Raw genomic sequence first — 26,554 nt, forward strand, 5'->3', positions numbered from 1 at the left:
ATGGCAAAACAACCAACTGCCTTAATCATCTTAGATGGTTTCGCAAATCGTGAAAGTGAACATGGCAATGCAGTTAAGCAAGCACATAAACCTAATTTTGATCGATATTATGAAAAATATCCTACAACACAAATAGAAGCTAGTGGCTTAGATGTAGGTCTTCCTGAAGGTCAAATGGGTAACTCTGAAGTAGGACATATGAATATTGGTGCAGGACGCATCGTATATCAAAGTTTAACTCGTATTAATAAATCGATTGAAGACGGAGAATTCTTTGATAACACTGTATTAAATAACGCTGTTAAACATGTTAAAGACAATGGCTCTGCGCTTCATGTATTCGGATTGCTTTCTGATGGTGGTGTACACAGTCATTATAAGCATCTATTTGCTATTTTAGAATTAGCTAAAAAGCAAGGAATAGATAAAGTATATGTCCACGCATTTTTAGATGGTCGTGATGTTGATCAAAAATCTGCTTTGAAATATATAGAGGAAACTGAAGATAAATTTAAAGAATTAGGTGTAGGCCAATTCGCTTCTGTTTCAGGACGTTATTATGCTATGGACCGTGACAAGCGTTGGGATCGTGAGGAACGTGCCTATAATGCTATTCGTAACTTTGAAGGTCCTACATTTACTTCAGCTAAAGCAGGCGTTGAAGCTAATTATAAAAATGATGTGACTGATGAATTCGTCGAACCGTTTATAGTTGAAGGCCAAAACGATGGTGTGAACGACGGAGACGCAGTAATCTTTTATAATTTCCGTCCAGATAGAGCAGCTCAACTTTCAGAAATCTTTACTAATAAAGCGTTTGATGGATTTAAAGTTGAACAAGTGGACAACTTATTCTACGCTACATTCACGAAATATAATGACAATGTAGATGCTGAAATTGTATTTGAAAAAGTTGACTTAAATAATACAATCGGTGAAGTTGCTCAAGATAATGGCTTGAAACAATTACGTATTGCTGAAACTGAAAAGTATCCACATGTAACATACTTTATGAGTGGTGGACGAAATGAAGAGTTCGAAGGAGAACGTCGTAGACTCATCGATTCTCCAAAAGTAGCGACTTATGATTTAAAACCTGAGATGAGTGCATATGAAGTTAAAGATGCATTATTAGAAGAGTTAGACAAAGGTGACTTAGATTTAATTCTACTGAACTTTGCTAACCCAGATATGGTTGGACATAGTGGTATGCTTGAACCAACAATTAAAGCAATCGAAGCAGTAGATGAGTGTCTTGGTGAAGTCGTTGACAAAATTATTGATATGGGTGGTCATGCCATCATCACTGCAGACCACGGTAACTCAGATCAAGTATTAACTGATGACGACCAACCTATGACGACACACACAACTAATCCTGTTCCAGTTATTGTAACTAAAGAAGGTGTTACATTAAGAGAAACTGGACGTTTAGGCGATTTAGCGCCGACATTATTAGATTTATTAAATGTTAAACAACCATCTGAAATGACAGGTGAATCACTGATTAAACATTAGAATAGATGCATTAAGATTAAGAATTTACAGCAACGTATAGATGTTCAAATTTTCTTGGTTTTATATGTATTATCATTTTATAAAAGTTTAGAAAAAGGCTATAATAGTCATATAATATAATTAAAGGAGATATTAAACATGCCAATTATTACAGATGTTTACGCTCGCGAAGTCTTAGACTCACGTGGTAACCCAACAGTTGAAGTTGAAGTATTAACTGAAAGCGGTGCTTTCGGACGTGCATTAGTACCTTCTGGTGCTTCTACTGGTGAACATGAAGCAGTTGAATTACGTGATGGAGATAAATCACGTTATTTAGGTAAAGGTGTGACTAAAGCGGTAGAAAATGTTAACGAAATGATCGCACCAGAAATCGTTGAAGGTGAATTTTCAGTTTTAGATCAAGTATCTATTGATAAAATGATGATTCAATTAGACGGTACACACAACAAAGGTAAATTAGGTGCAAATGCCATTTTAGGTGTTTCTATTGCCGTAGCTCGTGCAGCTGCTGACTTATTAGGTCAACCATTATATAAATATTTAGGTGGATTTAATGGTAAACAATTGCCAGTACCTATGATGAATATTGTTAATGGTGGTTCTCACTCAGATGCACCAATTGCTTTCCAAGAGTTCATGATTTTACCTGTAGGTGCTGAGTCATTCAAAGAATCATTACGTTGGGGTGCAGAAATCTTCCATAACCTTAAATCAATCTTAAGTGAACGTGGTTTAGAAACTGCAGTAGGTGATGAAGGTGGTTTCGCTCCTAGATTTGAAGGCACTGAAGACGCTGTAGAAACTATTATTAAAGCTATCGAAAAAGCAGGATACAAACCAGGTGAAGATGTATTCTTAGGATTTGACTGTGCTTCTTCTGAATTCTATGAAAATGGTGTTTATGATTACACTAAATTCGAAGGTGAACACGGTGCTAAACGTAGTGCAGCAGAGCAAGTTGACTACTTAGAAGAATTAATTGGTAAATATCCAATCATCACTATTGAAGATGGTATGGATGAAAACGATTGGGAAGGTTGGAAACAATTAACTGATCGTATCGGTGATAAAGTTCAATTAGTTGGTGATGATTTATTCGTAACTAACACTGAAATTTTATCTAAAGGTATCGAACAAGGTATTGGTAACTCAATCTTAATCAAAGTAAACCAAATCGGTACATTAACTGAAACATTCGATGCTATTGAAATGGCTCAAAAAGCTGGATATACTGCGGTTGTATCTCACCGTTCTGGTGAAACTGAAGATACTACAATTGCTGATATCGCAGTTGCTACAAATGCAGGCCAAATTAAAACAGGTTCATTATCTAGAACTGACCGTATTGCTAAATACAATCAATTATTACGTATTGAAGATGAATTATACGAAACAGCTAAATTTGAAGGAATTAAATCTTTCTACAATTTAGATAAATAATATCTCTTTAATTTTTATAAGAGTTCACGCTTATTATTTAATATCTTAATTGAATTGTCCGTTGCAGAGTTGAGGCTGCAACGGGCTTTTTTAGTTAAGTACATTTTAAATTATTAATGTAAACTGATATAATGATGTGAGTAATTTTGTAAAAGGAGTACAATTATGACAGACTCAAATGCTAAAGAAATAAGAACTGGACGTTTAATTGCGATAAGTTCATTAGTGTTTTGTATTTTACTTATCATACACCACTTTATTGTATTAGATGAATCAACAGCTAAATCAATTTTATCTTTAGCTGGTCAAAAAACATCAGATACAGCAGTGAAAAACATTTTAAATAGTGACCGATACACTGGAATTATGTATATTTTAGCTTACTTAGCAGGTACTGTTGCTTTCTGGAATCGCCATCCATATTTATGGTGGTTTATGTTTGCCGTATATATTTCTAATGCACTATTTACACTCGTAAATCTTTACTTATTTATTCAAGGTATTTTAGATGTAAAAAATGTACTTGCAGTTTTACCAATTTTAATTGTAGTGATTGGATCTATAATTCTAGCAATTTATATGCTAGTTGCTTCTATTACACGTAAAAGTACTTTCAATAGATAGAAGTTTGATTACATCAATAAAGATGTGTTATAATTTCTTTCGTATATAATGAACGGAGGACAATTTTTATGCATACATTAATCATCGTTTTATTAATTATAGATTGTATTGCATTAGTGACTGTTGTATTACTCCAAGAAGGTAAAAGTAATGGACTTTCAGGTGCTATTAGTGGTGGCGCTGAACAATTGTTTGGTAAACAAAAACAACGTGGCGTCGATTTATTCTTGCATAGATTAACAATAATTTTAGCTATTTTATTCTTTGTACTTATGTTTTGTATTAGTTACTTAGGTATGTAGAGAATATTATATTTGTTTTAATGAAGTAAATGAATCTTAACCAAGACTGATAAATGATAGGGCAAATTAATCACATTTGCTATTAAGTATTATCAGCCTGAGTCCGACGATGTACTTGTCGGACTTTTTTATTTTATAATTGAGACAATCATGTTTTTAAATCATATGTTAAAGGGAATAATGATTTATCAAGTCAATTTGATAATAATGAAGAGATTTTTAAATATATGAAATAAATTGAAATACTTAACTTATTTAGGATAAATTGAGTACTTACTATAAGGGAGAGGGATTTTAATCATGCAAATTAAACTACCAAAACCATTCTTTTTTGAAGAAGGGAAACGTGCAGTGTTACTTCTTCACGGCTTTACAGGTAACTCTGCTGATGTAAGACAACTTGGGCGTTATCTTCAAAAAAAGGGCTATACATCTTATGCTCCACAATATGAAGGACATGCAGCGCCCCCAGAAGAAATATTAAAATCTAGCCCTTTTGTTTGGTTTAAAGATGTTTTAGATGGTTATGATTATTTAGTAGATCAAGGTTACGAAGAAATAGCAGTAGCTGGTTTATCATTAGGTGGCGCCTTCGCATTAAAACTAAGTTTAAATCGTGATGTGAAGGGGATTATAACTATGTGTGCACCTATGGAGAATAAAACAGAAGGTTCGATTTATGAAGGCTTTCTTGAATATGCACGTAACTTTAAAAAATATGAAGGCAAAGATCAACAAACGATTGATCAAGAAATGGAACAATTTCATCCAACTGAAACCCTGAGAGAACTGAGTGACACTCTAAATGGAGTTAAAGAACATGTCGATGAAGTAATTGATCCAATACTTGTCGTACAAGCAGAACAAGATACAATGATTGATCCTCAATCAGCAAATTATATATATAATCATGTCGATTCTGATGAAAAAGAAATCAAATGGTATCAACATTCAGGTCATGTGATTACCATTGATAAAGAAAAAGAGAAAGTCTTTGAAGATGTATATCAATTTTTAGAATCATTGGAATGGACAGAGTAAAAAATAAAGATGTAGGAGAGAAAGGAGGGGCATAATGAATTTAAAGCAATCCATCGAAGAAATGATAAAACAACCTGACTATGAACCCATGTCAGTATCTGACTTTCAAGATGCGTTAGGTTTAAACAGTGCCGACTCATTTAGAGATTTAATTAAAATACTCGTTGAATTAGAACAGTCTGGTTTAATTGAACGTACAAGAACAGACAGATATCAACGTAAACAATCCAACAAAACAAATTCAAAACTAATCAAAGGAACGTTAAGTCAAAATAAAAAAGGCTTTGCTTTCTTAAGACCTGAAGATGACGAGATGGATGATATTTTTATTCCACCAACTAAAATCAATAGAGCATTAGATGGAGATACTGTCATCGTGGAAATTCAAAAATCTCGTGGAGAACATAAAGGTAAAATTGAAGGTGAAGTAAAATCTATTGAAAAGCATTCAGTTACACAAGTTGTTGGAACGTATAGCGAAGCAAAGCATTTTGGTTTCGTATTACCGGATGACAAACGTATTATGCAAGATATCTTTATACCTAAAGGACAAAATTTAGGTGCTGTAGATGGTCATAAAGTATTAGTACAAATTACGAAGTATGCCGATAGTACTGACAATCCAGAAGGCCACGTTTCAGCAATATTAGGTCATAAAAATGATCCAGGTGTAGATATACTTTCCATCATTTACCAGCATGGAATAGAAATCGAGTTTCCAGATGATGTATTACAAGAAGCTGAAGAAGTACCGGATGTAATAGAACCATCTGAAATCGAAGGGCGTCGTGATTTAAGAGATGAATTAACAATCACTATAGATGGCGCAGATGCTAAAGATTTAGATGATGCCATTGCTGTAAAAAAATTAAAAAATGGCAACACCGAGCTTACAGTTAGTATTGCAGATGTAAGTTACTATGTAAAAGAAGGATCAGCTTTAGATAAAGAAGCATATGATCGTGCGACAAGTGTGTATCTTGTCGATCGAGTAATCCCGATGATTCCACACCGTCTAAGTAATGGAATATGCTCATTAAATCCGGAAGAAGATCGTTTAACATTAAGTTGTCGAATGGAAATAAATGAACGAGGCGAAGTTGTAAAACATGAAATCTTTGATAGTGTAATACATTCAAACTACAGAATGACATATGATGCAGTTAACAAAATTATCACTGATCAAGATTCTGAAATACGTTCACAATATAAAGATTTAACACCTATGTTAGATTTAGCGCAAGATTTATCAAATAGATTAATTCGTATGCGCAAACGTCGTGGAGAAATTGATTTTGATATTAATGAAGCGAAAGTACTTGTGAATGACGAAGGTATTCCAACAGAAGTGCTAATGAGAGAACGTGGCGAAGGAGAACGTTTAATTGAATCATTCATGTTAGCAGCCAATGAAACAGTAGCTGAACACTTCAATAAATTGGAAGTACCATTTATTTATCGTGTTCATGAACAACCAAAATCTGACCGATTAAGACAGTTCTTCGACTTTATTACCAATTTTGGTATTATGATTAAAGGTACAGGTGAAGATATTCATCCAACAACATTACAAAACATTCAAGAAGAAGTTGAAGGTAGACCAGAACAAATGGTTATTTCAACGATGATGTTACGTTCTATGCAACAAGCACATTATGATGATGTTAATTTAGGACATTTTGGTTTGTCTGCTGAGTACTATACTCACTTTACGTCTCCAATACGCCGTTATCCTGATTTAACAGTGCATAGATTAATTCGTAAATATTTAATAGAGAATTCTATGGATAAAAAAGAAATACGTCATTGGGAAGAGACGTTGCCAGAATTAGCTGAGCACACATCACAACGTGAACGCCGTGCCATTGAAGCCGAACGTGATACTGATGAATTGAAAAAAGCTGAGTATATGATTCAACATATTGGTGATGAATTTGAAGGTATCATTAGCTCGGTTGCTAATTTTGGTATGTTTATAGAATTACCTAATACTATTGAGGGTATGGTTCATATCGCTAATATGACAGACGATTATTATCATTTTGATGAACGACAAATGGCACTAATCGGTGAACGTCAAGCAAAGGTCTTTCGCATTGGTGATGCGGTCAAAGTTAAAGTGACACATGTTGATGTGGAAGAACGCATGATAGATTTCCAAATTGTTGGCATGCCATTACCTAAAAAGACATCATCACAACGACCTGCTCGTGAGAAAACCATTCAAGCTAAAACACGTGGCAAGTCGTTAGACCATACTAAAAGTGATCGTAATGGTAAAGGTAAAAAGAAAAAACGTAAGCAACGTAAAGGTAAAAATGCTCGTAAAAAAGATAAACAAGGTAATACGCACCACAAACCTTTTTATAAAGATAAAAGTGTGAAGAAAAAATCACGTCGAAAGAAAAAATAGTCAGCAAAGATGAGGTGAGTAATAGTGGCTAAGAAAAAATCAAAATCACCAGGTACGTTAGCTGAAAACCGTAAAGCAAGACATGACTACAATATTGAAGATACAATTGAAGCGGGTATTGCTTTAAGAGGTACTGAAATTAAATCCATACGTCGTGGTAGTGCCAATTTAAAAGATAGCTTTGCGCAAGTGAGACGAGGCGAAATGTACCTGAATAATATGCATATTGCACCATATGAAGAAGGGAACCGTTTTAATCATGACCCTTTACGTACACGTAAATTACTCTTGCACAAAAAAGAAATTCAAAAATTAGGTGAGCGTACACGAGAAATAGGTTATTCTATTATTCCGTTGAAGTTATATTTAAAACATGGTCAATGTAAAGTTTTATTAGGCGTTGCTAGAGGTAAAAAGAAATACGACAAACGTCAAGCACTTAAAGAAAAAGCGGTAAAACGAGATATTGATCGTGCAGTTAAAGCCCGTTATTAAGCAATATCATTGCTTAATCGGGCCATCTTTGATATGATTGTATGCAGTGTCAAATTGTTTTATTGATAATTTAACCAAATATTTTGTTAGATTGATTTGAATTGAGGGGACGTTCTTGGATTCGACAGGGGTCCCCGAGCTTATTAAGCGTGTCGGAGGGTTGGCTCCGTCATCAACACATTTCGGTTAAATATAACTGACAAATCAAACAATAATTTCGCAGTAGCTGCGTAATAGCCACTGCATCGCCTAACAGCATCTCCTACGTGCTGTTAACGCGATTCAACCCTAGTAGGATATGCTAAACACTGCCGCTTGAAGTCTGTTTAGATGAAATATAATCAAGCTAGTATCATGTTGGTTGTTTATTGCTTAGCATGATGCGAAAATTATCAATAAACTACACACGTAGAAAGATTTGTATCAGGACCTCTGGACGCGGGTTCGAATCCCGCCGTCTCCATTATATAGCCTGCAACCCAAGTGGTTGTGGGCTTTTGGATTTTAGGTGCACAAAAAGTGCACAGATAGTGCACAATGAAAAAGACACCTTATGAAGGGGTGTCTTTTTTTTCTACTAACTCTTTCGATTCGTCAAATAAAGACTTAAATTTATTTTTTGAATCTTCATCTTTAGAATTTTGATAATATTTGTGTAGCTTCAAAAACTCTTTTAATGTGAAAATACATAACTCTTCTTCTTTGTTAGGATCATCAAATTTTAAATTTTTATTTTGATTTTTCTCCCAGTGGTCTGCTAACATATATCTACAAAATAGTCTTATACTGTTTTGATCTTTTATATCTAAATCTATTGAGTTAGATACTGCTTGCTTCTTTTCTATTAGATTAATACAGTATTTAATAATTATTATATTCATATTGTCAAAGAAATAACTAAAGCCTTCTTTTTTGCTTTTCTCTTTATCGATATAGTTCCCATTGTTTTTAAAATTAAATCTTAGTGCAGTTCTGAATTGATATACATCATCTAATGTGACGGTAGAGTTCCCACCTATTATAAATAACGTTTTTCTCCATTCTGACTTCGAATCTAACTCGTTTAATAATCTTTTTTTATGACGATTATCAGTGTATTTATATACAAAAAATCCCAACGATAAAGTGGCAAGTGGTTGTAGCAGATTCTTAAGCCACTCTGAGAACATATTTTTTGGCGCAAAGGTATTGTAATTCTCAATAATTGTTTGACCTAACTCATTCATTTATAAGACTCCTTACAAGTATTTAACTATTTCTTTCTGCGTACTAGGGTACAAATGACCGTATCGGTTATATACTTCATTACTATCAGCATGACCTAAACGCTGTGCTATTACCATGATACTTGCACCATGATTGACTAGCATAGACGCATGGCTATGTCTTAATTCATGTATAACGATTCTAGGGAATGTCTGAACGTCTGGCAGTTGTTCATCTAACACTTTTAATGCAGTGGTAAACCAACGATCTATAGTTGATTCACTGTATGCCTTGAAGAATGTACCGAATAATACATAATCATCTTTATATACATTGTTTTCTTTGTACCATTTTAAATATTTTTCTATGTCATTCATCATATGAAAAGGTAGGTATATATCACGTATTGCTGCTTTTGTTTTAGGGGCTGTCACTTCACCGTGATAGTCCGTTTTATTTATATGTATGAAAATCATCATCGTAGTTAATATCGCGCCATGTGAGGGCTCTAATTTCGCCCTTACGTGCACCAGAGTAAAAAACAGTAGCTTAAAGAATAATTTTTGCTGTTGTGTAGCTAAGCTTCATAGAATTGATTAATTTTATATAGCGTTCAATAATTGAAACTTTTGTTTGATTCAATTTCAAAATTATCAATTAATGAGACAGTTGGTGATGGTGCTGAAATAAATGACGTTGTAAATAAACGTGATGAATATAAAGAGAGTATACGGTATTATAATAATCATTTAGTTTTAGTGAAGTATAATGAAAAATCTATATGTAAGTTAAAATATCTTCGAAATTAGTGTGATTTCTCTTTAAAAAAATATTTATATCATAATGCTATAGTTATCTTTTGTAATCTGTATGATAAGATTTTATTCGGATTTCTCATTTTTATATCAGCATCAGTATTATTATCAAATTTTTTTACTTCATCGATTGTTTGTTATATAACAGAATTGTGGACTTCTTGTTGTTCGGAAGATGAAGAATTTTCTTGCATTTTATTTTTTTCTTCACCAGAATTATGGTACTTAGGACTTCTTTTTTTAAATTCCTCAAATTCCTTCATTTCTTCCTCATTCATGTCATTAAATCGATTGATCACTTCACCTGTACTTTTGTTTACTACAGCACAAAATTTTATAGGAGTTCCGGCTGCATCTCTTACAAGGTGTTCAACATAATATTCATTAGCATTGCTTCTATCTATATTTGTTTTAAATTCAAGAACTTGTTGCTTATTAATCCCTTTATTAATGTAATAGTTCGAGACAATTTGTTCTGCTTCTTGAGCGGAAATTTGTTTTTGAGCTGTTTTTTGTTTTTGATTACTATTAGAATTTGTTACGCTCCCATTAGTTTGCATATTATCCGTTTTATTTTGTTCTTCTTTTGGATTGCTTTCTGTTTTTTTTACATTTTCTTGTCCACATGCTGTTAATATTATTGACGAGAGTGCTAATGTTCCTAATAGTTTCAATTTCATTTTATATCCCTCCGTTTAAAATGTTGTTAAAGTTCACCTAAATTATAATAACATTACAATATTTATGAATATACAATATTCATAAATACGTTAAAGTTTTTTGTGTTTAAGAGCTTAGAGAAATATTCTATTATGTTGAAAGAGGTAGTTTTAAATATAAAATTGCTAATTGTATATATATTAAACGAGGGGAGACATATTGAATATTTACATTGCCATCGTATTAGGATTAATTTTTGTATTCTTATCTGATATGGATTATAGAAGGAGAAACAATAGTACAAATATGGATAAGAAAATGATAAAGATTAGCTTTTTTACATAGTGTAATTACTTTAATTATGGTTAGTTTAGCTATATATTTATCTTATTTTAAATAATCATACGAAGAAAATATAGAAAAAGGTAAAAATACCCTTAGAAGTAGATAATCTAAGATAATGTAAAAAGAGATGTGTCATAATCAGATATTATTTTTTCACAATTTATTGTCAATGAACTTTTGCGATATAATGTGTTGATATACTGCAGTGTTAAACTATAATGAGATTAATTAGTGTATTAGAGGTATATGGTATCTTTATTAAGTTGTTTAATACGAATCTAAACTAATGTCCTAAAATAGTTAAAGGTTTTGAAGAAATGTTTTAATAAAATAACAATAATTATTATTTTATTAAAACATTCTCAACCATATATTTTACTAATTAAAATTTTTAAGAAGGAGAATTTATTTGAGTTTAAAGGAAATATGGAAAGTTCTCATAAATAAAAAATGGCAAACTGAAGAAATATGTTATTTAATATTGTATATATTTTTAGCGAGTATTTTTACCACGCCATTGTTTGGTATTCCTTTGGGAGTTTTAGCATACTTATATCTTAATGAAGAAATATTGAAGTAGTTAGCATATATTTCTCATTAAACTTCAAATCGATTTTTTATTGAAAGTTGGAATAATCATTTTAGATGTTATATTAAAGACTTTTACATATAATATATCTTAAAAATATAAATGATTAATACTAAACTACTAAAACTGTTTATTAGAAATAATGCCGTTTTTACGATAATTGCTACTTCAAATATAATTTTTTTACTAAAATTAAAGATATCAATTAAATAATACTCTACTGCTTGTTAGTTGCATTCATTTCCAAATTATTCATCATCTTCTAAAAAGTTGGTTACATTAATCGTAATTTCTTTAGTATTATGGTTAATAATTATATCTTCGTTATAACCGAGAGATTTAACTTGAACCGTCTCATTATCTATTTTTAATGCTACTTCGACATGTTGATATTTCTGTAATATGAGTAAAGTATCTTCATTGGCTACAACATTTATAGGCCCTTTTCCGTTAATCGTTATTGTCCATTCTCTAAATTTCATTTACATTTCTCCTTTTACATTATAGATATGATTGATTATTCTTAATGATTTTCGATTATTGAAAACTAGATTAAAATTATTATGATTGAATAAGTAAAAAGACATAGCACATCTTGCTCTTTTTTAAATTGAGAAATAAAAGTTTCAACAGATTTCTAGAACTGTCATATTTAATTTTATTTGAAAAATATATATCAACTACTTTTTAATATTTATCATTATAAAATATGATTGGAAACTTTTGATTATTTAGTTATTTTATATAATTACTTTAACATTACCTTTGTACTTGTTATCTTATCATTCATATATGATAATTTGTCTATATATCTTAAGTGACTCATTTCAATTCATAGGTGTTATAGTATAAAATTAAAATACTGACATTTAACAAATGATTTAAAGAAAGATATTTTGAAACAGTAATGAACAATCTAAATACAATAAAAAAGAAGCGCATTTGTAGGTTTATACTTAACAAATGCGCTTCTATATCCTTTTATAGTTAAAATTTTAGAACTTAAAATCATTTCAATTACGCTTTAAATAACTTAGAAATTATCCTCATATTTTTTAACCCTTGAATATTAACTCTACAATAATTGGAACTCATTATAAGTGAATGTGTCCTTTGGTATATCTATAATTTTTAGGGTCTTTAGGTGGAACAAGCGCTCTACTAATATTCAGTAATCCAATTTTACCACATAACATTACGATGATAATAATAAACTCAGTCCAATTATAGTATTCGGAAGTTAAATCCATAGTGAGACCGACTGTACCGAATGCTGATACGACTTCGAAGAGTATTTTGATTAAAGGTATATTGGAATTGATTATGGTAAGTATAAACGTAACCATACCGATAAATGCAATAGAAATGAGAATAGTTACGAAAGACAACTGTATGTATCTTTCTGATATTTCTCTATTAAATATAGAGTTGTTTTTTTCTTTGCGTATCGTATTAAAAATAGCGATTGTTGCAATAACAAAAGTTGTAACCTTTATACCACCTGCAGCACTCAATGGTGCACCTCCAATAAACATGAGAGCCATAAGTAATAAAGCTGTCGGTGTTTTAATGTTTCCAACGTCAATTGTGTTAAATCCTGCAGTCCTTGTTGTCACTGATTGGAAAAATGCATTTCCTATTTTTTCAATTAATCCCATGTGTAACATAGAGTTTTGATTTTCTAGTAAAAAGAAGAAAACCGTGCCTATCAAAATTAATAATCCAGTGGTAGTTAACACGAGTTTAGAGTGTAAGGATAATTTTCTAAAACTTTTGGCGTTCCACAAATCAACCACGACTAAATGTCCCAAACCTCCCAAAATGATAAGTATTGGAATAGTGATAATGATTACCGGATCATTTGAAAAATCGATTAAGTTGTTTTTAAAAAGGGCGAATCCTGCGTTGTTAAATGCGGAAACTGAAGTGAATAAACTTAAAAATAGACCTTTACCTATGCCAAATTTTGGAATAAACGATAAACATAGACAAAGTGTACCAAATAATTCAGTGGCGATGCTGTATATGGCTAGATGTTTAATAAGTTTAATTACACCACCGGGTTCGTCAATATTCCAAGTAATCATAAATAAAATTCTATTGTTAATTGATATTTTCTTATTTAAAAAGATGAGAGTTAGCATTGCTACAGTGACAATACCTAATCCACCAATTTGTATAAGTAATAAGATAATGATTTCTCCAAAAATATTAAATTGTGTTCCAACATCAACTGGTGATAGACCTGTTACTGTGAATGCGCTAGAAGCTACAAACAATGCGTCAATAAAGTTAATGGGTTTCTTCCCTGTATAGGGCAAATAGAGTAGAAAAGCACCAATTAAAGTTGTCAACAGAAATAACATAAGATAGAAATATAAAGGTTTATTTACTTTGCTCATAAATTTCCACCATTCTTTATATGAGTTATATAACAAAGATGATAATATCATAAGTGAATTTTAAAGTGTAATAACTTGTTAAACTTTTTAAATATTTACTATTCACAATGAGTATAACCACTATATCAGCTTTAAAAAGATGCTTAGCCTTAATAAGAGATAATTATTAAAATTGTAGTAGTAACTATTAAATTAAAATACTTCAAAGTAAAGTAGGGGGGTTAATATGCGTAGTGTAATTAAGTTGGAAAATACATTTATATTCATAATCACAATCGCCGTTTATGTTAAATTAGAATTTTCTATATGGCTGTTTTTACTTTTACTATTAGTTCCAGATATATTTATGTTAGGATATGTGATTAATAGAAAAACAGGGAGTTATGTCTACAATATTGGACACACGTATATCACACCTATAATTATCGCGCTATTATATTTATACATTGATGAAAGGTTACTATTACAGATTTCTTTAATATGGTTAGCTCATATTAGTATAGATAGAACTTTAGGTTTCGGACTCAAATATTCATCAGATACTGATAAAACGATAATACAAAAGATGTAATCGTAGTTTCTGAATAGATATTTCAAGTTATACAAATCAATGGTATTAACAAATCTAATATAATCCAGTAATGGATAGTGATCATTAAATTTGTTGAATTACTTCATTAAATTAGAAATAAAGAGTGTGATATTATTATACTTTTAATTTAATTAAGGACTGTTAATAAATAAAATCCCCTAAATAATAATTATTGTCTAGGGGATTTATCTTAATAGTTTAAAAAGTTTTTGAAGTATGTTGCATCAAAGCATTAAATTCTTCATTTTTTATGTTACTTTGTGTAAGCGTAATTAAATGATTATCTAAATCTTTAATTGTCATTTCAATAGAATTCCATGGTTTTCCTTCAAGATCTTCCACGATATATTGAGAAGATATTCGTTGTTTTAAAATTCGAATATTTGGTACAAGTATATTTGTATAAACTGCATTACCGACTTCAAACTGTTTGCCAGAAATTAACATCAAATCTTGATATTTTGCTAATCGTAAATGCTCCATTAAAATTTGATTTTGTTCATTTTTAAATTTAAAAATACTTTTAAAACCTAAATTCTCTTGATACCATTCCGATGATTTCTCTATGTCGTTAACTAAAAATTTATTAAACATAGGCATACTATATAATTCCATAGTTAATCCTCCTTTATTGGTAAGATTAACTTTAATCTATTACGTAACGTTAATGTCAAGGACTATAAAACAAATGAAGTCGGATAGTATTAACGGCTAATTTTAGTCTATTTCTAGGAGGTACTGTTGAAGTATCTTTAGTGATATTTTCAATACGATTATTCTAATAAATGTAGTTATGAGTGATTCATGATGGTTATATCTTTAATCCTTAAAGTTGGTATTAAAGGTAAGGCATATATAGTGACGTGACTACATTAGTAATAAATAATAACGTGTATGTTAAGATGACTAAATGAAAAAGAGCTATAAATTAAATGATGTATTTTATCCGTCTATACATAAAACGTTAGCCCTTATTTTTTCGCTCAATTAAAAAATTTACGATTGTTGATAAGTGTAATTGCTAGAGATAACTATATGCCTAAATAGTGTTTAGATACATAATGAACGAGATATCCCATTAAGCATAATACACCGAGTGATATAAAAACTGCAGAAAAATTTCTGCAATGACTTTTATAAGATAATCCTTGATTTTGTGCTAAAAAGAAACTAAAAATATATAGTCCGATTCCTATTATAAAAAAGCCTATAATTACGTATAACATATAAACCTCTTTCTATTTAGTTGAACTAAATTGTAAATTTTCAATTTTTATACTGATTTTTAGAATAATTATTTGCATCTAGAACTTTCTGTGCGTTATCTCTTCATAATTATCATTGAGAATTTCGTCACGAATTTGCATCTCACTAGATGATAGTCTATTCCTTGTTTTATTTCTCCATTCTTGATTTGACATGTTCAAATATTTGTTATTTGGATTGTAGTTAGGTTGTTATTGCGAATTGTTGAAGTTGTATTTGAATTTTGATTATATTGAGTATCTTTAGAATTATTACTTTCATCAATAGCTTATTCTTGAGTTTGAATTGTATTTTGAGAGTTTTCAGAATCATAAGTCACTATATTAATGTTCAATGAACTTATTCATTGCAATTCTTCTAGTTGAGATGCCTTGTTTTTAATTTGACTCCTCTTTTCAATATTTTTTGTGTTTTATTTAGAGTTTAGACCACATGCCGTTAAGAATAGTGATATTGATAAGAAAAACAACTAATGCTTTAACTTTCATTAGTAATTTTTCCCAATATTAAATTTATATAACTATTAATTTGAACATCGAACCGACAATAGCAAACGTATTCCATTTATTAATTCTTATATAAATACAGTATACAATTTAAATTTATAACCGACAATATTAGTACTAATTGCTACTATATTATAGAGAATATAAAATGTTGTCATTAACATATGATTTATCAAAGTAATTTAAAAAATAGTTTGATTGTTTATTGGTGTATGTAATAAGGGAAATTTAAAATCATAAAAGTATCTATACTATATTGTTTATAACGTTAGGAAATAAAATAGTTCCAAATGAATGCAAAAATGCAATTCTTTTGGAACTTTGTTTCTCATTGATTATTTATTTAATTGAATATTATAGAAATACCTTCTGACCATTTCTATAACCATCATCCAAACAATGTGTCCAAAAAATTCTGATAGGTGTTCTGAAAATGGTTGATCAAAAGCATTCGGTACGACATGCATAATTGGCATTAAGATTAAATGAAAAACAATCCAAATAACTATACCAAATAAAGCACCATAACCTAGTGTGATTTTTGTATATTTCTTTGCGATATAAATATAGATTATTGCAATAGCGATAGAAAAACTATAGTGTACGATAAAACTTATCCAAGGTAATGCATGCTCAGAAAAATTGTATGTGAGATGGGTAATATTTGACGGTATTCCTAGTAATTGTAAGAGTTGTTGAGGTGGGTTAGTGGCATCTCTACTAGGTGTTCGGGGTGGGAACATTACCTCCCAACCTAGTTTGACTACACCAGATAAAAGTCCTGCTATTATGCCAGCTATTAGTAGTTTAAACCTGCTCTGATTTTTTTGATGCTTCATTCTGTATGTCTCCTTATGTTCCTCCTATATATTTAAACACCATTAGCGTTGTTAAAAAGAGAAACTTTAATATAATTCAACCTAATTATATTACTTTTATGTTCTTTAAATGTTTAAATAATATGAGCTTTAATTTACAGGATATGTTAGTTTTATGACATATTAAAAAAATTGAGTTATAAAAAGTTAGAGAAGTTACAAACGAATACTCATTTAAGTTATTTAAATGGGATTAAGGGTATAATAACTTTAAAATTAAACAGACGTAAAAAGATGGAGGAAAGACATGGAAAATAAACCTGATTATTTTCACCACATTGAACATAGAAAGTTTCAAAGTAGCTCAAAAATTACATTATGGTTATCTTTAGTTATTACTATGATATTCACTGTAGTTGAGTTCGTAGGAGGTATTGTGTCGAATTCACTCGCGTTACTCTCTGACTCATTTCACATGCTAAGTGATGTTCTAGCATTAGGTTTATCAATGGTAGCGATTTATTTCTCGAGCAAGCCACCTACAAAGAACTATACATATGGTTTTTTACGCTTGGAAATTATCGTAGCTTTTCTCAATGGCTTAGCACTTATTGTTATTTCACTAGGAATTATGTATGAGGGTATCATGAGAATTATACACCCTAGACCTGTTGAAAGTGGCATTATGATTCTAATTGCGTTTATTGGTTTAATTGCCAATATCGTATTGACCATCATTTTAATGATTTCTCTAAAAAAAGAGAATAATATTAATATTCAAAGTGCATTATGGCATTTTATTGGTGATTTATTAAATTCTTTAGGTATTATTGTGGCGTTTGTGTTGATTCATTTTACTGGATGGAACATTGTTGACCCAATTATTAGTATTCTCATTTCATTGATTATTTTAAGAGGAGGATACAAAATTATTAAAAATGCTTCAAAAGTTCTGATGGAGCGTGTGCCGGATCGATATGATACAGATGAAATTATGGGAGCAATGAAAGATGTTGAAGGCGTGATAGATATTCATGAATTCCATTTATGGAGTGTTACAACTAATCAAAGTTCTTTAAGTGCACATGTTGTACTAAGTGATGACTACATTAAATCGCCTTATGCTACAATAAATAAAGTTTCGGATTTGTTAAAAACACAATACGGTTTAGAACATGTAACACTTCAAATTGAAAATATAAACCACAATCATTTAGATGAGGAGTATTTCAAACAACTTCAAGAATAGGGGAATAGTATTTAACTTATTATGAGTTGTTTTGCATAAATAATGTATATGAAAAAGTTACTTACACTCTAATTATATAACTTTATCTTAATGAATTAAAAGGACTCCCAAATAAAGTTTGATGAGGTTTATGTTATAGCTAATGGATACTAAATTTTATTATCCCAGTTTTATCTTTATGTCTTTTTGTGATGAAAGTTGATAACGTTGTAGAAATACTTTCACTAATACTATTTATAATTCTGCCGTTATGACTATAGTTCTACTTCATTTTTAAGAGTGCATTTTACACAGTTGAATTTTGAATAGTATTGATTGAGCTATGTTCAACGTCGTACAATCAATGACGTAAAAAACCCCTCTAACAGGAGGGGCGGAGTAGAGAATAGTTTAATTATTATTCGTTTTCGTTATTACCGAATAAACCTTTGATAAAAGAGATAACTTTTTTAACTAAGTTAATGATGAACATGTGACTCACCTCCTATGTATTTGTTAACTAAATTATAGTATTGAACTAAAGTAATTGGGTTTCTAGTTCTAAAGTAATCAAAAAATATTCTTAAGTGTAAAATGATTTCGAAAACAAAATAACTTTGAATTCATTTCTGTTGCAGAAAATATGATATAATTTATGTATTTTATAATTATTATATGTTTAGTAAGGATTAATATTTTAAAAGTAGGGAAAGAAAAAATTCTTGAAGAATTTTATTTCTTTCCCTAACTTTTTAACATGTAGAATATTCAAGTGAAATTCTATACGTTATGTCTAACAGTTGAAAAAGATTGATATAAATGTGTTTGTAATGTAGTCGTGTGCGACAAAATGCTTAAGGTTTAAGTATTAATTGTTCTCTTAAATGTTTTGATTATTTTTCATCAGTTTTAAAAACATCTTTAAAAAATTGAACACCTTTATTTAATAAATCAAAAATAAACATGAAATACACCTCCAATTCAATTGATTACAGTTACATTGTATTTGATTTATTTGGTTAAAAGTTTAAGTTTGCGTAGATAGAAATATTAATTGCCACGCTGTTAAAAAAATAAATGTAAGAAAAAATATAGTTCCTAATCGTTAAATGTATTTATGATTTTATGAAAAGTTCATTTTGATTATTAGTTTTAATAAACTATTAATCTATACAATGCCTTATTTAAATAGCTTTTGACATTATTAAGAGCTCTACAATTTATAAAATATAGAAAATCCTTTACTTTTCCAAAAATAAGCGTATAGTAGTGGTTAAGTAATAAAGTACGTGAAGTTGATTGTGGAATTATTTTTATAGAATATTCTCTTTTAATTAATGGATTTGTTACAAATATTTAGTGCAAAAGCACGTGGAGGTATTCTATATGAATAACGGTACAGTTAAATGGTTTAATGCAGAAAAAGGTTTTGGTTTCATCGAAAGAGAAAATGGCGGAGATGTATTCGTGCATTTCTCAGCAATCGTTGAAGATGGATATAAATCTTTAGAAGAAGGCCAAAGCGTTGAATTCGATATCGTCGAAGGTGAACGTGGTGAGCAAGCTGCAAACGTTGTTAAGATGTAATAATTATATATCTTTATTAAGTCTAGGACAGAAATAACTGTCTTAGGCTTTTTTGTTGATAACTAAATTAATATTAAGCCCTTTAGTCAGATTTTCAACTGGTAGTTCGAATACCAATTTATTATCTCTATAAAACATCTCTATTAAAATTCTCAATTTAGCTTTCTACGTTGCACTTTATAGAATTTCTTGTGTGTAATTATTTTTTTATTGTTGATGTATACTTATTAATATACTTTTATTTTGGTTTAGTTTTAGAGCAATTTTATCTATGATGATTATTGATGTATACCATAAGTTCATAAAATTAAATAAAAGATAACAATAAAAAGTGTATTTGTTTTATAACGATTACTATATTTCAAATGTTAATTCTATTATATTTGTAGTAAAAAATCTTTTTGAAATAAAAAAACGCCAATGCAGTTACTTTAATAATGACGAAAATTAAAGTCTGCACGGCGATAACAAGAAGTAATGTTAAACACTCACAGAGTGTAACATGTATAGGTTATCACAAAAATATATTTATATCTAACTAAATTGCTTTATAGTGATGTGTTTTTTTAAAATCTTCTAAATAATAATTGAAACAATTATAAATTAAATAGTTACTTACTTTAAATTGACTGTGAAGATCGATCAAACACACTAATCTCTTTCTCATGTATAGAAACAACAAGTGTGTGGTCATAAACTTGAATGTAATCTGTATTTAACGCATTAAATTCAGCAAGTATTTTAAAAGAACCATTTCGCAATGGTTCTATAATCGAAATATCATCATGATTACTTTGAATAATCAATTGTCGTTTGGAATGATTGTTAATTGTCCAGTCTTTCATATTCATCACCTTACTTGTACTTTTTAACCAAAGCTACGCTCAATTTCTGTAAAAGCTTTTGTTGTAACCTGAATATTATATATTTTGTTATCTTCAACCTCGCCATCTAAGTAACCTTCATTTATTAAGACTTTACAGTTATGAATGAAATCTTCATATTTTCTATCACAAAAATAATCATCTTGTGCCGTTACAGAATCTTTAAAATGATTAGCTTCTTCTTCTGGTTGCCCCGCATTAGATCTTTCCATATATAATTTATAAAATTTAGCTATTGTATATTTTTGTTCTTTTGTAAGGTTTTCCATCAAAATCTGCCTCCGACTATGTTAAATAAATATTATTCCACTTATTAGATTTTAAGTAAGTGCGATTTTTTTAAGTATTACAATATTTATTTTAAAATTTAATTTACCTTTTCGATACCTTTTTGCACTGCGTTCGCAAATTTGTAAAAATCTTTAGTATATTTATCTGAATCACTACGTGTATGTCGATCTAATTTATAATGTTTGAAAAACTGTTTTCGCAATGCAGTCGTGAGTTCTAATTGGACACCTGAGTTAGATTCATTTTTATTAGCTATGTTATCTGATGACTTTGCATCGATTTTGTTAGGACTTTCTTTTACAGTAAAGTCTTTTTTACGTAATTCTTTCGTGATAGAGTGAGACATCTCTTTATCTTTACCTCCGATATAAACAATAGGGTCATCTCCAGAGAATCCATGTATAGATAATGTTTCTTTAGTGTTTTTAAGTAACTTATCTAATATAGGTTCGTTAAAATGAGTGGATGTTACATGTAGTTGATCGTTATTAGACTTTCGAAGACCTTCAAAGGTATAAAAATTATATTTTCCAACATTGGAAATACGTCGTGCAATTTCAGTCGTACCTGGTTCGATACCTCCACCGTGAATTGCAGTGACTAAAATATCCTTATTTTTACGGTGTTTTGTTTTAATACGCCAATCTTTATTTTTTATCGTATCTTTTTTTAATTCAGTAAAATCTGCGTATCTATCGGTAGAATGAGAACGGTTTGTCTTTAAAGTATTAAAAAGTATTACAACAACAACGCAAATTGCGATAATAACGATTGTCAAAATAATATAATATAATCTCGAATGTTGATTGTCTTTGTCTCTCATAGTAACTCCTTTTTTATATAAACAATAAATGTTCTTAAATATTTAATAAGGTGATAAATTTAATTCCATTTAATTATTATATACTAACTTTTTACTATATATTTTCTATACCCATTTTAATAGATACTATTTAATAAATGAAAAGAATTCTTATAATAAAAGTAAAAAATTTATGAATCATCAAAAAGAAAGATTATAATCAAAAGGAATTAAAAGAATTCAAAATCTTCACATTGTTTTAACAATAATGTGGTAATTTATAGTAAAGGGATGTGATGTTGTGATGAATAAAAATCTATTAAAAAAATACTTGAATGATGATAGTTTCAAATCAGTTGTCGTTGTTATAGGGAATAAGAGAATCGTATTAGAGAATGATATTCATGTTGATTATGAAAACGAAGTTATTATTTATCCATGTAAAAATTGTACACGTATTATACCGTTTAGTTCAATTTCCTATTTAGAACTTATTGATAAGCAAGACCAATTTATTAACTATTTTAAAGAAGGATGACTATAAATCCCAATGGTGGTGTGAAATACGAGCATAAGTTCACATTACCATCGGGATTTTTAATATGTTTTTACTAATTTTAATTTATATTCATCTGTAAAATTATCTGTTAGCGCATAGGGTGAAATAATATATAAACCGTGATCACTTACGGAATTTTTATCTACGCCGTATTTATATGCTTGATATATAATTTTAGTGCAATATGTAAATGTTTCACTTTTTAAGTTGAATGTAACAAGATATTCGCTATCGCTATTCTCATAATGTTTCTTTGCCCATTGAGCTGCTTTTGTTCCAGCGTTAGGGTGTGAACATCGATAGACTTTTATCCATTCATTTTTACCTTTTCCATATCTGTCACGATAAGATTCAAAATCTTCCGTCATTGGTTTATCCCCTGGACCTTCAATTTGAAGTACAGTGTCATGATCAATTGCCAAACTACAGTGACCAAAAAAACCATTTAAAACAGGACCTTTTGTAACAATAATGTCACCTGGTTTTAGCTGAAAACGTTTATTATCATTAGCGAAACTTTGATTGGTAAATAACATGAGACTAAAAATAAAAAATATAAATGATAAGTATATGCTTTTAGATATTAATTTCATATATTTAAAGAAGCTCCTTGAATAATTCATAAAGCTAGTTGCAAAAATAATTGATTTACTTCAAATATAATCTAGTAAATCATAATCACGCTATTAAAAAGCATCTCAAAAAGAATACATTGTTTATCTCTTTGAGATGCATAATATAGTATAATGCCTTTTCATTAAAAGTGATTCTATTTCTACATATTATAAAATTCCGAATATAAAAGTATAAATTAAGATGGCAAAACCAAAGATTAAGAAAATTACAGTAAAGCCTAGATAAGATTCTTTTCGTTCTTCTTTTTTAGTTTTAAGCATTGTTACCAATAATATCGTTCCTGCGATGATAAATAAGATAGAAAGCCACAGCAAAATTTGGAAATGTAAGCTCATTGATATCCCTCCCTAGTCAAAAATTTAGACAAATTCATAAAAAATCGGATAAATGTAATACAGTGCTAAGATAATGTTGATAAAAAATAATATTTCACTGAATAAATCACTATAGATAATTACTAAGGTCAAGCTTGAAAAAAGAGCAAAACCACAAATTGCTAAACCAGGTATTAACCATAACTTATAATCTATATTTGCGTTATAGGTTATGAGAATGTTAAATGAAAAAAATAAAATGGTGAATATCAAATTGAATATATTTGCTTTGTTTAATTTCATAGGTGTTACACCTCAATAGATACTGCTTGATAGAACTAAGTTATTTATATACTATAATATCATTTATTTCGTACAGGTAAATATATTAACATTCATAAAAAATATTTTATTTGAGACATACACATCATTGTCGTTTTTATGGTGAAAATAAAAAAATTAGTAATACTTTATTATATGTGAATCAATTTAATGTTATAGTTATTTTTAAACCTCTAACAACTGTAATTTCATCACAAGAACAAAAATAAATGAAAATTATCATTATTAGCAAAAAAAGTTTATGTATATAGTGCAAAAAAGAATTTTTTGCACATAAAAACTCGAGAAATCTGGTATGATTAATAGGTGAAAGTATATAAGTAGGTGACTCAAGTGTTTTTAACACTTTAAAAAAGGGGCTGAAATCAAATGTCTTTTTATGAGTTTATTTTAGGATTTATCAATGACGATACGCCACTAGGTCATTTAGCACAATACATTTTTAATGATGCTTGTTTCCCAAAGGAAGAGAAAAATAATAATTCTATAAGAACCTATGTGCTTCTTAATTATAATGATCGTCAGTTAATCGAAAGTACAAATCGTGCAATTAGTCTATATCAATTAATTTGAATAATACCAGTTATGGGTCTTAAGAGCATTCCAAACATCTTTAGTTTTAAAGTTTATTTCATTATTACGAACACAAAACGGCTCGATAACATTTTGATCTAACCAAGTATTAATTAATTCTTTAGGTACACCATCGAGTAGCATATCTGTTTTGCTTATAATTAAACATTCCCAATCTAAAGAAATTGAATTAGGATTGACATAGTTACATTGACTATGAGTAGACATCATTAATCCTCCTTTATTCCATGTAAATCTAATGTTAAGTTATACCCTAAACAAATTTTATTAAACAATTTGCTTTTAAATTGTATGATTTCTAATTTTTTAAATCATTGGTTTACTTTGTAATTTGGCAGTGATTAAATAAAAGTGTCATAAACAATGATGGGTGTATTCTTTGGTGAATATCTTAAATAATGAGTGAAGAGGTGTTTACAATTGGTTAAAACATTATATTTAATGAGACATGGTCAAACAGTGTTTAACTTAAAAGGTAAAATACAAGGGGCTAGTGATTCTCCTTTGACTGCATTAGGTGTACAACAAGCGAATGCAGCACAACAATATTTTAAAACGAAAAATATTCATTTTGACTATCTTTATTCATCACCACAACAAAGAGCATGTGACACGTTAGAGAACGCTGTACCAAACCAACAATATTGGTGTGTAAAAGATCTTAAAGAGTGGGGGTTTGGATTATTTGAAGGGGAAAGTATCGAGTTATTAAGAGCTATTAAACAACCTAGATATTTGTATGGTGACGCTGTTGTACCATTTGGTGGAGAATCAAGATCTGAAGTTGAACACAGGGTTTATCGAGCACTCTATGAAATGATGGATACAACAGATGGAGAGACAATTCTAGCAGTGAGTCATGGTAGCACTATTGGTTTGTTTGTAAGAAATATATTAGGGTATGACAAGGGAAGTAAATTTGAAATAGGAAATTGTAACATTGTAAAATTTGAATACGATGGAGAAGAATTTATCTTTAAAGATTTAATTAATCCCATTAAAAAATAGTTTACTTACAAGATAGTTTTAATAATAAATGTACATTAATTGTTCAATAATTATAGAAAAATCAACATAGCCTCAAATGATTTGTGTAATTTCATTTGAGGCTAAATTTTTAACTTTTTTGTATATGGGAATCACTTAAATAATATATGTTTTGCTTTACTGATTTTTGAAATAGTCATTTTAAATATTCATATAAACTCATGATTAAAAAGCACTATATCGATGTATGGACATAATAATGAAAATGTTTAAAAGGTAAATATAAGCATTTTAATCTGATGACTCAGTTGTTGAATAAATGAGCCAATTTTCGTCAAAATATTCATTGCCAATTTTGCTAGCGTTTTTTTCAAAAGCAAGATTTTCAAAACCTATAGAACTAAAGAACACTTTAGCACTTATATTGTTTGATGCAATAGCAATCATCAATGTTTCAATATTTTGTTCTTTAGCGTATTGAATAATATGATTAATTAATTCTCGGTTAACAATTTCATCATTATTTTTAACAAAATTATTTTCAAGAATAGCTTTATGGCATTTACCTACATAATTCATTTGTTTTAAAGTGCATGTTGCAACAAGTTCATCATCTTCAAAAGCACCAAATATATTCCAATAATCAGTATGATTAGACAAGATAGTTTTGAGTCTATCAATGCTAACATTTTCTAAATAGTAACGATCCCATTCATAATTATGGTGACCAAATTTCATTAATTCAATATAGGAATCCAAATCGTTTTGATTCAATAAACGGATATTGTTCATGGTGACCTCCCATTAAAAGAAATAACATAAATAAAAATGATTTTTGAAATTAAGACTTATTAAATACATAATAAAAGAATTATTAAAAATACGCAATAATCGTTTTGTTACTATAAAAAACATTATTGACAACATATTTAAAAATTGTTTTTTAAAATTAATTTTATATTTTTGTCAATTGGAAAATGATGACTTTGAAATGAATTTATCACATTTTATTTTATCAATATTTTGAAAAAACGAAAGGTATATTTTGAATCTTTACAAAAAATTATTGAAAAGTATGTTATAAAGGCCAATTAAACAAGTAAGATTGATAACATAAGAAATTTAAATTAAATAAAAAAACGAGGCTGGTACATAATTCCCTAGCATAATAGCCAGTAAATGAGTTTTCATAAATTCATTTACTAGCTATTTATTTATAATACTTCGTATTGTTGGCTCGCTTTCTTAGGGGACAGCTTCAGCCTGTAGTCTTCAGCTTGTCCTGTTCCCTCAAG

At 29.4% G+C, this 26,554-nt stretch carries 30 protein-coding genes, 1 other RNA gene and 1 pseudogene; 16 read left to right on the forward strand and 16 right to left on the reverse strand.

Features of this window, described 5'->3' with window-relative positions:
• The 8 genes from gpmI (at position 1) to ssrA (ending at position 8,302) form a co-directional block, all read left to right on the forward strand.
• Positions 1 to 1,518: a 2,3-bisphosphoglycerate-independent phosphoglycerate mutase gene (gene gpmI, locus AC1Q7N_RS07405; RefSeq protein ID WP_001829591.1), complete on the forward strand. Its 1,518-nt coding sequence runs from the start codon at positions 1 to 3 to the stop codon at positions 1,516 to 1,518.
• Positions 1,519 to 1,656: 138 nt separating this feature from the next.
• Complete coding sequence (eno, locus tag AC1Q7N_RS07410) at positions 1,657 to 2,961, forward strand: surface-displayed alpha-enolase (RefSeq protein WP_001829595.1); 1,305 nt, start codon at positions 1,657 to 1,659, stop codon at positions 2,959 to 2,961.
• 165 nt (positions 2,962 to 3,126) lie between these two features.
• Positions 3,127 to 3,585, forward strand: coding sequence for a hypothetical protein (locus AC1Q7N_RS07415; protein ID WP_049387500.1), 459 nt, complete (start codon positions 3,127 to 3,129; stop codon positions 3,583 to 3,585).
• A 68-nt stretch (positions 3,586 to 3,653) separates the two neighbouring features.
• Positions 3,654 to 3,887, forward strand: coding sequence for a preprotein translocase subunit SecG (gene secG / locus AC1Q7N_RS07420; RefSeq protein ID WP_001829669.1), 234 nt, complete (start codon positions 3,654 to 3,656; stop codon positions 3,885 to 3,887).
• Between the two features lie 300 nt (positions 3,888 to 4,187).
• Positions 4,188 to 4,928 carry an alpha/beta hydrolase gene (locus tag AC1Q7N_RS07425; RefSeq protein ID WP_001829672.1) on the forward strand — a complete coding sequence of 247 codons (741 nt, stop codon included), beginning with the start codon at positions 4,188 to 4,190 and terminating at the stop codon, positions 4,926 to 4,928.
• Positions 4,929 to 4,962: 34 nt separating this feature from the next.
• Entirely contained in the window at positions 4,963 to 7,341 is a 2,379-nt protein-coding gene (rnr, locus tag AC1Q7N_RS07430; RefSeq protein ID WP_001829677.1) for a ribonuclease R, read from the forward strand.
• A 24-nt stretch (positions 7,342 to 7,365) separates the two neighbouring features.
• Complete coding sequence (gene smpB, locus AC1Q7N_RS07435; RefSeq protein ID WP_001829588.1) at positions 7,366 to 7,836, forward strand: SsrA-binding protein SmpB; 471 nt, start codon at positions 7,366 to 7,368, stop codon at positions 7,834 to 7,836.
• Between the two features lie 105 nt (positions 7,837 to 7,941).
• Positions 7,942 to 8,302, forward strand: a transfer-messenger RNA (tmRNA) gene (ssrA, locus tag AC1Q7N_RS07440).
• An 85-nt stretch (positions 8,303 to 8,387) separates the two neighbouring features.
• Here ssrA and AC1Q7N_RS07445 read toward each other — a convergent pair.
• Both AC1Q7N_RS07445 and AC1Q7N_RS07450 read right to left on the reverse strand, forming a co-directional pair.
• On the reverse strand, positions 8,388 to 9,062 hold the full coding sequence (locus AC1Q7N_RS07445; RefSeq protein ID WP_001829583.1) for a hypothetical protein: 675 nt from the start codon (positions 9,060 to 9,062) through the stop codon (positions 8,388 to 8,390).
• Positions 9,063 to 9,074: 12 nt separating this feature from the next.
• Positions 9,075 to 9,706, reverse strand: a pseudogene (locus AC1Q7N_RS07450) (site-specific integrase); the annotation flags it as partial.
• Here AC1Q7N_RS07450 and AC1Q7N_RS07455 point away from each other — a divergent pair.
• Positions 9,672 to 9,851 (forward strand): hypothetical protein, encoded by a 180-nt coding sequence (locus AC1Q7N_RS07455; protein ID WP_001829655.1) that lies wholly within the window; start codon positions 9,672 to 9,674, stop codon positions 9,849 to 9,851. The pseudogene AC1Q7N_RS07450 and the gene AC1Q7N_RS07455 sit on opposite strands and share 35 nt — an antisense overlap.
• Before the next feature lie 143 nt (positions 9,852 to 9,994).
• Here the strand turns inward: AC1Q7N_RS07455 and AC1Q7N_RS07460 are convergent, their stop codons facing one another.
• Positions 9,995 to 10,537: a hypothetical protein gene (locus AC1Q7N_RS07460; protein ID WP_001832592.1), complete on the reverse strand. Its 543-nt coding sequence runs from the start codon at positions 10,535 to 10,537 to the stop codon at positions 9,995 to 9,997.
• Between the two features lie 734 nt (positions 10,538 to 11,271).
• Between AC1Q7N_RS07460 and AC1Q7N_RS07465 the strand changes: the two genes are divergently transcribed.
• Complete coding sequence (locus AC1Q7N_RS07465) at positions 11,272 to 11,442, forward strand: VraH family peptide resistance protein (RefSeq protein WP_001829642.1); 171 nt, start codon at positions 11,272 to 11,274, stop codon at positions 11,440 to 11,442.
• Positions 11,443 to 11,699: 257 nt separating this feature from the next.
• On the opposite strand, the gene AC1Q7N_RS07470 is transcribed toward AC1Q7N_RS07465, so the two are convergent.
• Positions 11,700 to 11,933 (reverse strand): hypothetical protein, encoded by a 234-nt coding sequence (locus tag AC1Q7N_RS07470; protein ID WP_001829658.1) that lies wholly within the window; start codon positions 11,931 to 11,933, stop codon positions 11,700 to 11,702.
• Between the two features lie 612 nt (positions 11,934 to 12,545).
• A complete protein-coding gene (locus AC1Q7N_RS07475; protein ID WP_001832616.1) occupies positions 12,546 to 13,853 on the reverse strand; it encodes a TrkH family potassium uptake protein in 1,308 nt (435 codons plus the stop codon).
• A gap of 226 nt (positions 13,854 to 14,079) precedes the next feature.
• Here AC1Q7N_RS07475 and AC1Q7N_RS07480 point away from each other — a divergent pair, with 226 nt between their 5' ends.
• The gene (locus tag AC1Q7N_RS07480; protein ID WP_001832602.1) at positions 14,080 to 14,424 is read left to right on the forward strand and encodes a DUF4260 domain-containing protein; all 345 of its coding nucleotides are present in this window, start codon (positions 14,080 to 14,082) and stop codon (positions 14,422 to 14,424) included.
• 219 nt (positions 14,425 to 14,643) lie between these two features.
• On the opposite strand, the gene AC1Q7N_RS07485 is transcribed toward AC1Q7N_RS07480, so the two are convergent.
• Positions 14,644 to 15,060, reverse strand: a complete 417-nt coding sequence (locus AC1Q7N_RS07485) for a VOC family protein (RefSeq protein ID WP_002468671.1) — start codon at positions 15,058 to 15,060, stop codon at positions 14,644 to 14,646.
• Between the two features lie 1,492 nt (positions 15,061 to 16,552).
• Positions 16,553 to 17,056, reverse strand: a complete 504-nt coding sequence (locus AC1Q7N_RS07490) for a YagU family protein (protein ID WP_002438954.1) — start codon at positions 17,054 to 17,056, stop codon at positions 16,553 to 16,555.
• Between the two features lie 286 nt (positions 17,057 to 17,342).
• Between AC1Q7N_RS07490 and AC1Q7N_RS07495 the strand changes: the two genes are divergently transcribed.
• Positions 17,343 to 18,284, forward strand: coding sequence for a cation diffusion facilitator family transporter (locus AC1Q7N_RS07495; protein WP_049387501.1), 942 nt, complete (start codon positions 17,343 to 17,345; stop codon positions 18,282 to 18,284).
• Between the two features lie 397 nt (positions 18,285 to 18,681).
• Here AC1Q7N_RS07495 and AC1Q7N_RS07500 read toward each other — a convergent pair whose 3' ends face one another.
• Positions 18,682 to 18,756 carry an epsilon family phenol-soluble modulin gene (locus AC1Q7N_RS07500; protein WP_095658922.1) on the reverse strand — a complete coding sequence of 25 codons (75 nt, stop codon included), beginning with the start codon at positions 18,754 to 18,756 and terminating at the stop codon, positions 18,682 to 18,684.
• Between the two features lie 893 nt (positions 18,757 to 19,649).
• On the opposite strand from AC1Q7N_RS07500, the gene AC1Q7N_RS07505 reads away from it, so the two are divergent.
• Positions 19,650 to 19,850 carry a cold-shock protein gene (locus tag AC1Q7N_RS07505; protein ID WP_001829681.1) on the forward strand — a complete coding sequence of 67 codons (201 nt, stop codon included), beginning with the start codon at positions 19,650 to 19,652 and terminating at the stop codon, positions 19,848 to 19,850.
• A gap of 620 nt (positions 19,851 to 20,470) precedes the next feature.
• On the opposite strand, the gene AC1Q7N_RS07510 is transcribed toward AC1Q7N_RS07505, so the two are convergent.
• The 3 genes from AC1Q7N_RS07510 to AC1Q7N_RS07520 all read right to left on the reverse strand — a co-directional run bounded on the left by AC1Q7N_RS07510 (position 20,471) and on the right by AC1Q7N_RS07520 (position 21,848).
• Positions 20,471 to 20,695: a hypothetical protein gene (locus tag AC1Q7N_RS07510; RefSeq protein WP_001829613.1), complete on the reverse strand. Its 225-nt coding sequence runs from the start codon at positions 20,693 to 20,695 to the stop codon at positions 20,471 to 20,473.
• A gap of 23 nt (positions 20,696 to 20,718) precedes the next feature.
• Entirely contained in the window at positions 20,719 to 21,003 is a 285-nt protein-coding gene (locus AC1Q7N_RS07515) for a hypothetical protein (RefSeq protein ID WP_001829635.1), read from the reverse strand.
• Between the two features lie 98 nt (positions 21,004 to 21,101).
• A complete protein-coding gene (locus AC1Q7N_RS07520) occupies positions 21,102 to 21,848 on the reverse strand; it encodes a poly-gamma-glutamate hydrolase family protein (protein WP_002438959.1) in 747 nt (248 codons plus the stop codon).
• A 283-nt stretch (positions 21,849 to 22,131) separates the two neighbouring features.
• Here AC1Q7N_RS07520 and AC1Q7N_RS07525 point away from each other — a divergent pair, with 283 nt between their 5' ends.
• On the forward strand, positions 22,132 to 22,365 hold the full coding sequence (locus AC1Q7N_RS07525) for a hypothetical protein (protein WP_001829664.1): 234 nt from the start codon (positions 22,132 to 22,134) through the stop codon (positions 22,363 to 22,365).
• A gap of 59 nt (positions 22,366 to 22,424) precedes the next feature.
• On the opposite strand, the gene lnsA is transcribed toward AC1Q7N_RS07525, so the two are convergent.
• The 3 genes from lnsA to tsaA all read right to left on the reverse strand — a co-directional run bounded on the left by lnsA (position 22,425) and on the right by tsaA (position 23,639).
• Entirely contained in the window at positions 22,425 to 22,979 is a 555-nt protein-coding gene (lnsA, locus tag AC1Q7N_RS07530; protein WP_001829566.1) for a lipoprotein N-acylation protein LnsA, read from the reverse strand.
• A 189-nt stretch (positions 22,980 to 23,168) separates the two neighbouring features.
• Positions 23,169 to 23,357 (reverse strand): type II toxin-antitoxin system toxin TsaT, encoded by a 189-nt coding sequence (gene tsaT / locus AC1Q7N_RS07535; RefSeq protein WP_001829569.1) that lies wholly within the window; start codon positions 23,355 to 23,357, stop codon positions 23,169 to 23,171.
• A gap of 24 nt (positions 23,358 to 23,381) precedes the next feature.
• Complete coding sequence (gene tsaA, locus AC1Q7N_RS07540; protein WP_002438963.1) at positions 23,382 to 23,639, reverse strand: type II toxin-antitoxin system antitoxin TsaA; 258 nt, start codon at positions 23,637 to 23,639, stop codon at positions 23,382 to 23,384.
• 408 nt (positions 23,640 to 24,047) lie between these two features.
• Here tsaA and AC1Q7N_RS07545 point away from each other — a divergent pair, with 408 nt between their 5' ends.
• Positions 24,048 to 24,251 (forward strand): sterile alpha motif-like domain-containing protein, encoded by a 204-nt coding sequence (locus AC1Q7N_RS07545; protein WP_001829671.1) that lies wholly within the window; start codon positions 24,048 to 24,050, stop codon positions 24,249 to 24,251.
• Here the strand turns inward: AC1Q7N_RS07545 and AC1Q7N_RS07550 are convergent.
• Entirely contained in the window at positions 24,243 to 24,479 is a 237-nt protein-coding gene (locus AC1Q7N_RS07550; RefSeq protein ID WP_002457224.1) for a hypothetical protein, read from the reverse strand. The two genes, AC1Q7N_RS07545 and AC1Q7N_RS07550, sit on opposite strands and share 9 nt — an antisense overlap.
• A 213-nt stretch (positions 24,480 to 24,692) precedes the next feature.
• Here AC1Q7N_RS07550 and AC1Q7N_RS07555 point away from each other — a divergent pair, with 213 nt between their 5' ends.
• A complete protein-coding gene (locus tag AC1Q7N_RS07555) occupies positions 24,693 to 25,280 on the forward strand; it encodes a histidine phosphatase family protein (RefSeq protein ID WP_001829615.1) in 588 nt (195 codons plus the stop codon).
• A 270-nt stretch (positions 25,281 to 25,550) separates the two neighbouring features.
• Here AC1Q7N_RS07555 and AC1Q7N_RS07560 read toward each other — a convergent pair whose 3' ends face one another.
• Complete coding sequence (locus tag AC1Q7N_RS07560) at positions 25,551 to 26,051, reverse strand: GNAT family N-acetyltransferase (RefSeq protein WP_001829623.1); 501 nt, start codon at positions 26,049 to 26,051, stop codon at positions 25,551 to 25,553.
• Positions 26,052 to 26,554: the final 503 nt, after the last annotated feature.

The sequence above is a fragment of the Staphylococcus sp. GW823-FHT05F06 genome (assembly GCF_058795495.1).

Coding starts and splice junctions, on each gene's coding strand:
- gpmI (WP_001829591.1), top strand. CDS start 1: ATGGCAAAACAACCAACTGCCTTAATCATCTTAGATGGTTTCGCAAAT.
- eno (WP_001829595.1), top strand. CDS start 1,657: ATGCCAATTATTACAGATGTTTACGCTCGCGAAGTCTTAGACTCACGT.
- AC1Q7N_RS07415 (WP_049387500.1), top strand. CDS start 3,127: ATGACAGACTCAAATGCTAAAGAAATAAGAACTGGACGTTTAATTGCG.
- secG (WP_001829669.1), top strand. CDS start 3,654: ATGCATACATTAATCATCGTTTTATTAATTATAGATTGTATTGCATTA.
- AC1Q7N_RS07425 (WP_001829672.1), top strand. CDS start 4,188: ATGCAAATTAAACTACCAAAACCATTCTTTTTTGAAGAAGGGAAACGT.
- rnr (WP_001829677.1), top strand. CDS start 4,963: ATGAATTTAAAGCAATCCATCGAAGAAATGATAAAACAACCTGACTAT.
- AC1Q7N_RS07445 (WP_001829583.1), bottom strand. CDS start 9,062: ATGAATGAGTTAGGTCAAACAATTATTGAGAATTACAATACCTTTGCG.
- AC1Q7N_RS07460 (WP_001832592.1), bottom strand. CDS start 10,537: ATGAAATTGAAACTATTAGGAACATTAGCACTCTCGTCAATAATATTA.
- AC1Q7N_RS07470 (WP_001829658.1), bottom strand. CDS start 11,933: ATGAAATTTAGAGAATGGACAATAACGATTAACGGAAAAGGGCCTATA.
- AC1Q7N_RS07475 (WP_001832616.1), bottom strand. CDS start 13,853: ATGAGCAAAGTAAATAAACCTTTATATTTCTATCTTATGTTATTTCTG.
- AC1Q7N_RS07480 (WP_001832602.1), top strand. CDS start 14,080: ATGCGTAGTGTAATTAAGTTGGAAAATACATTTATATTCATAATCACA.
- AC1Q7N_RS07485 (WP_002468671.1), bottom strand. CDS start 15,060: ATGGAATTATATAGTATGCCTATGTTTAATAAATTTTTAGTTAACGAC.
- AC1Q7N_RS07490 (WP_002438954.1), bottom strand. CDS start 17,056: ATGAAGCATCAAAAAAATCAGAGCAGGTTTAAACTACTAATAGCTGGC.
- AC1Q7N_RS07495 (WP_049387501.1), top strand. CDS start 17,343: ATGGAAAATAAACCTGATTATTTTCACCACATTGAACATAGAAAGTTT.
- AC1Q7N_RS07505 (WP_001829681.1), top strand. CDS start 19,650: ATGAATAACGGTACAGTTAAATGGTTTAATGCAGAAAAAGGTTTTGGT.
- AC1Q7N_RS07510 (WP_001829613.1), bottom strand. CDS start 20,695: ATGAAAGACTGGACAATTAACAATCATTCCAAACGACAATTGATTATT.
- AC1Q7N_RS07515 (WP_001829635.1), bottom strand. CDS start 21,003: ATGGAAAACCTTACAAAAGAACAAAAATATACAATAGCTAAATTTTAT.
- AC1Q7N_RS07520 (WP_002438959.1), bottom strand. CDS start 21,848: ATGAGAGACAAAGACAATCAACATTCGAGATTATATTATATTATTTTG.
- AC1Q7N_RS07525 (WP_001829664.1), top strand. CDS start 22,132: ATGAATAAAAATCTATTAAAAAAATACTTGAATGATGATAGTTTCAAA.
- lnsA (WP_001829566.1), bottom strand. CDS start 22,979: ATGAAATTAATATCTAAAAGCATATACTTATCATTTATATTTTTTATT.
- tsaT (WP_001829569.1), bottom strand. CDS start 23,357: ATGAGCTTACATTTCCAAATTTTGCTGTGGCTTTCTATCTTATTTATC.
- tsaA (WP_002438963.1), bottom strand. CDS start 23,639: ATGAAATTAAACAAAGCAAATATATTCAATTTGATATTCACCATTTTA.
- AC1Q7N_RS07545 (WP_001829671.1), top strand. CDS start 24,048: ATGTCTTTTTATGAGTTTATTTTAGGATTTATCAATGACGATACGCCA.
- AC1Q7N_RS07550 (WP_002457224.1), bottom strand. CDS start 24,479: ATGTCTACTCATAGTCAATGTAACTATGTCAATCCTAATTCAATTTCT.
- AC1Q7N_RS07560 (WP_001829623.1), bottom strand. CDS start 26,051: ATGAACAATATCCGTTTATTGAATCAAAACGATTTGGATTCCTATATT.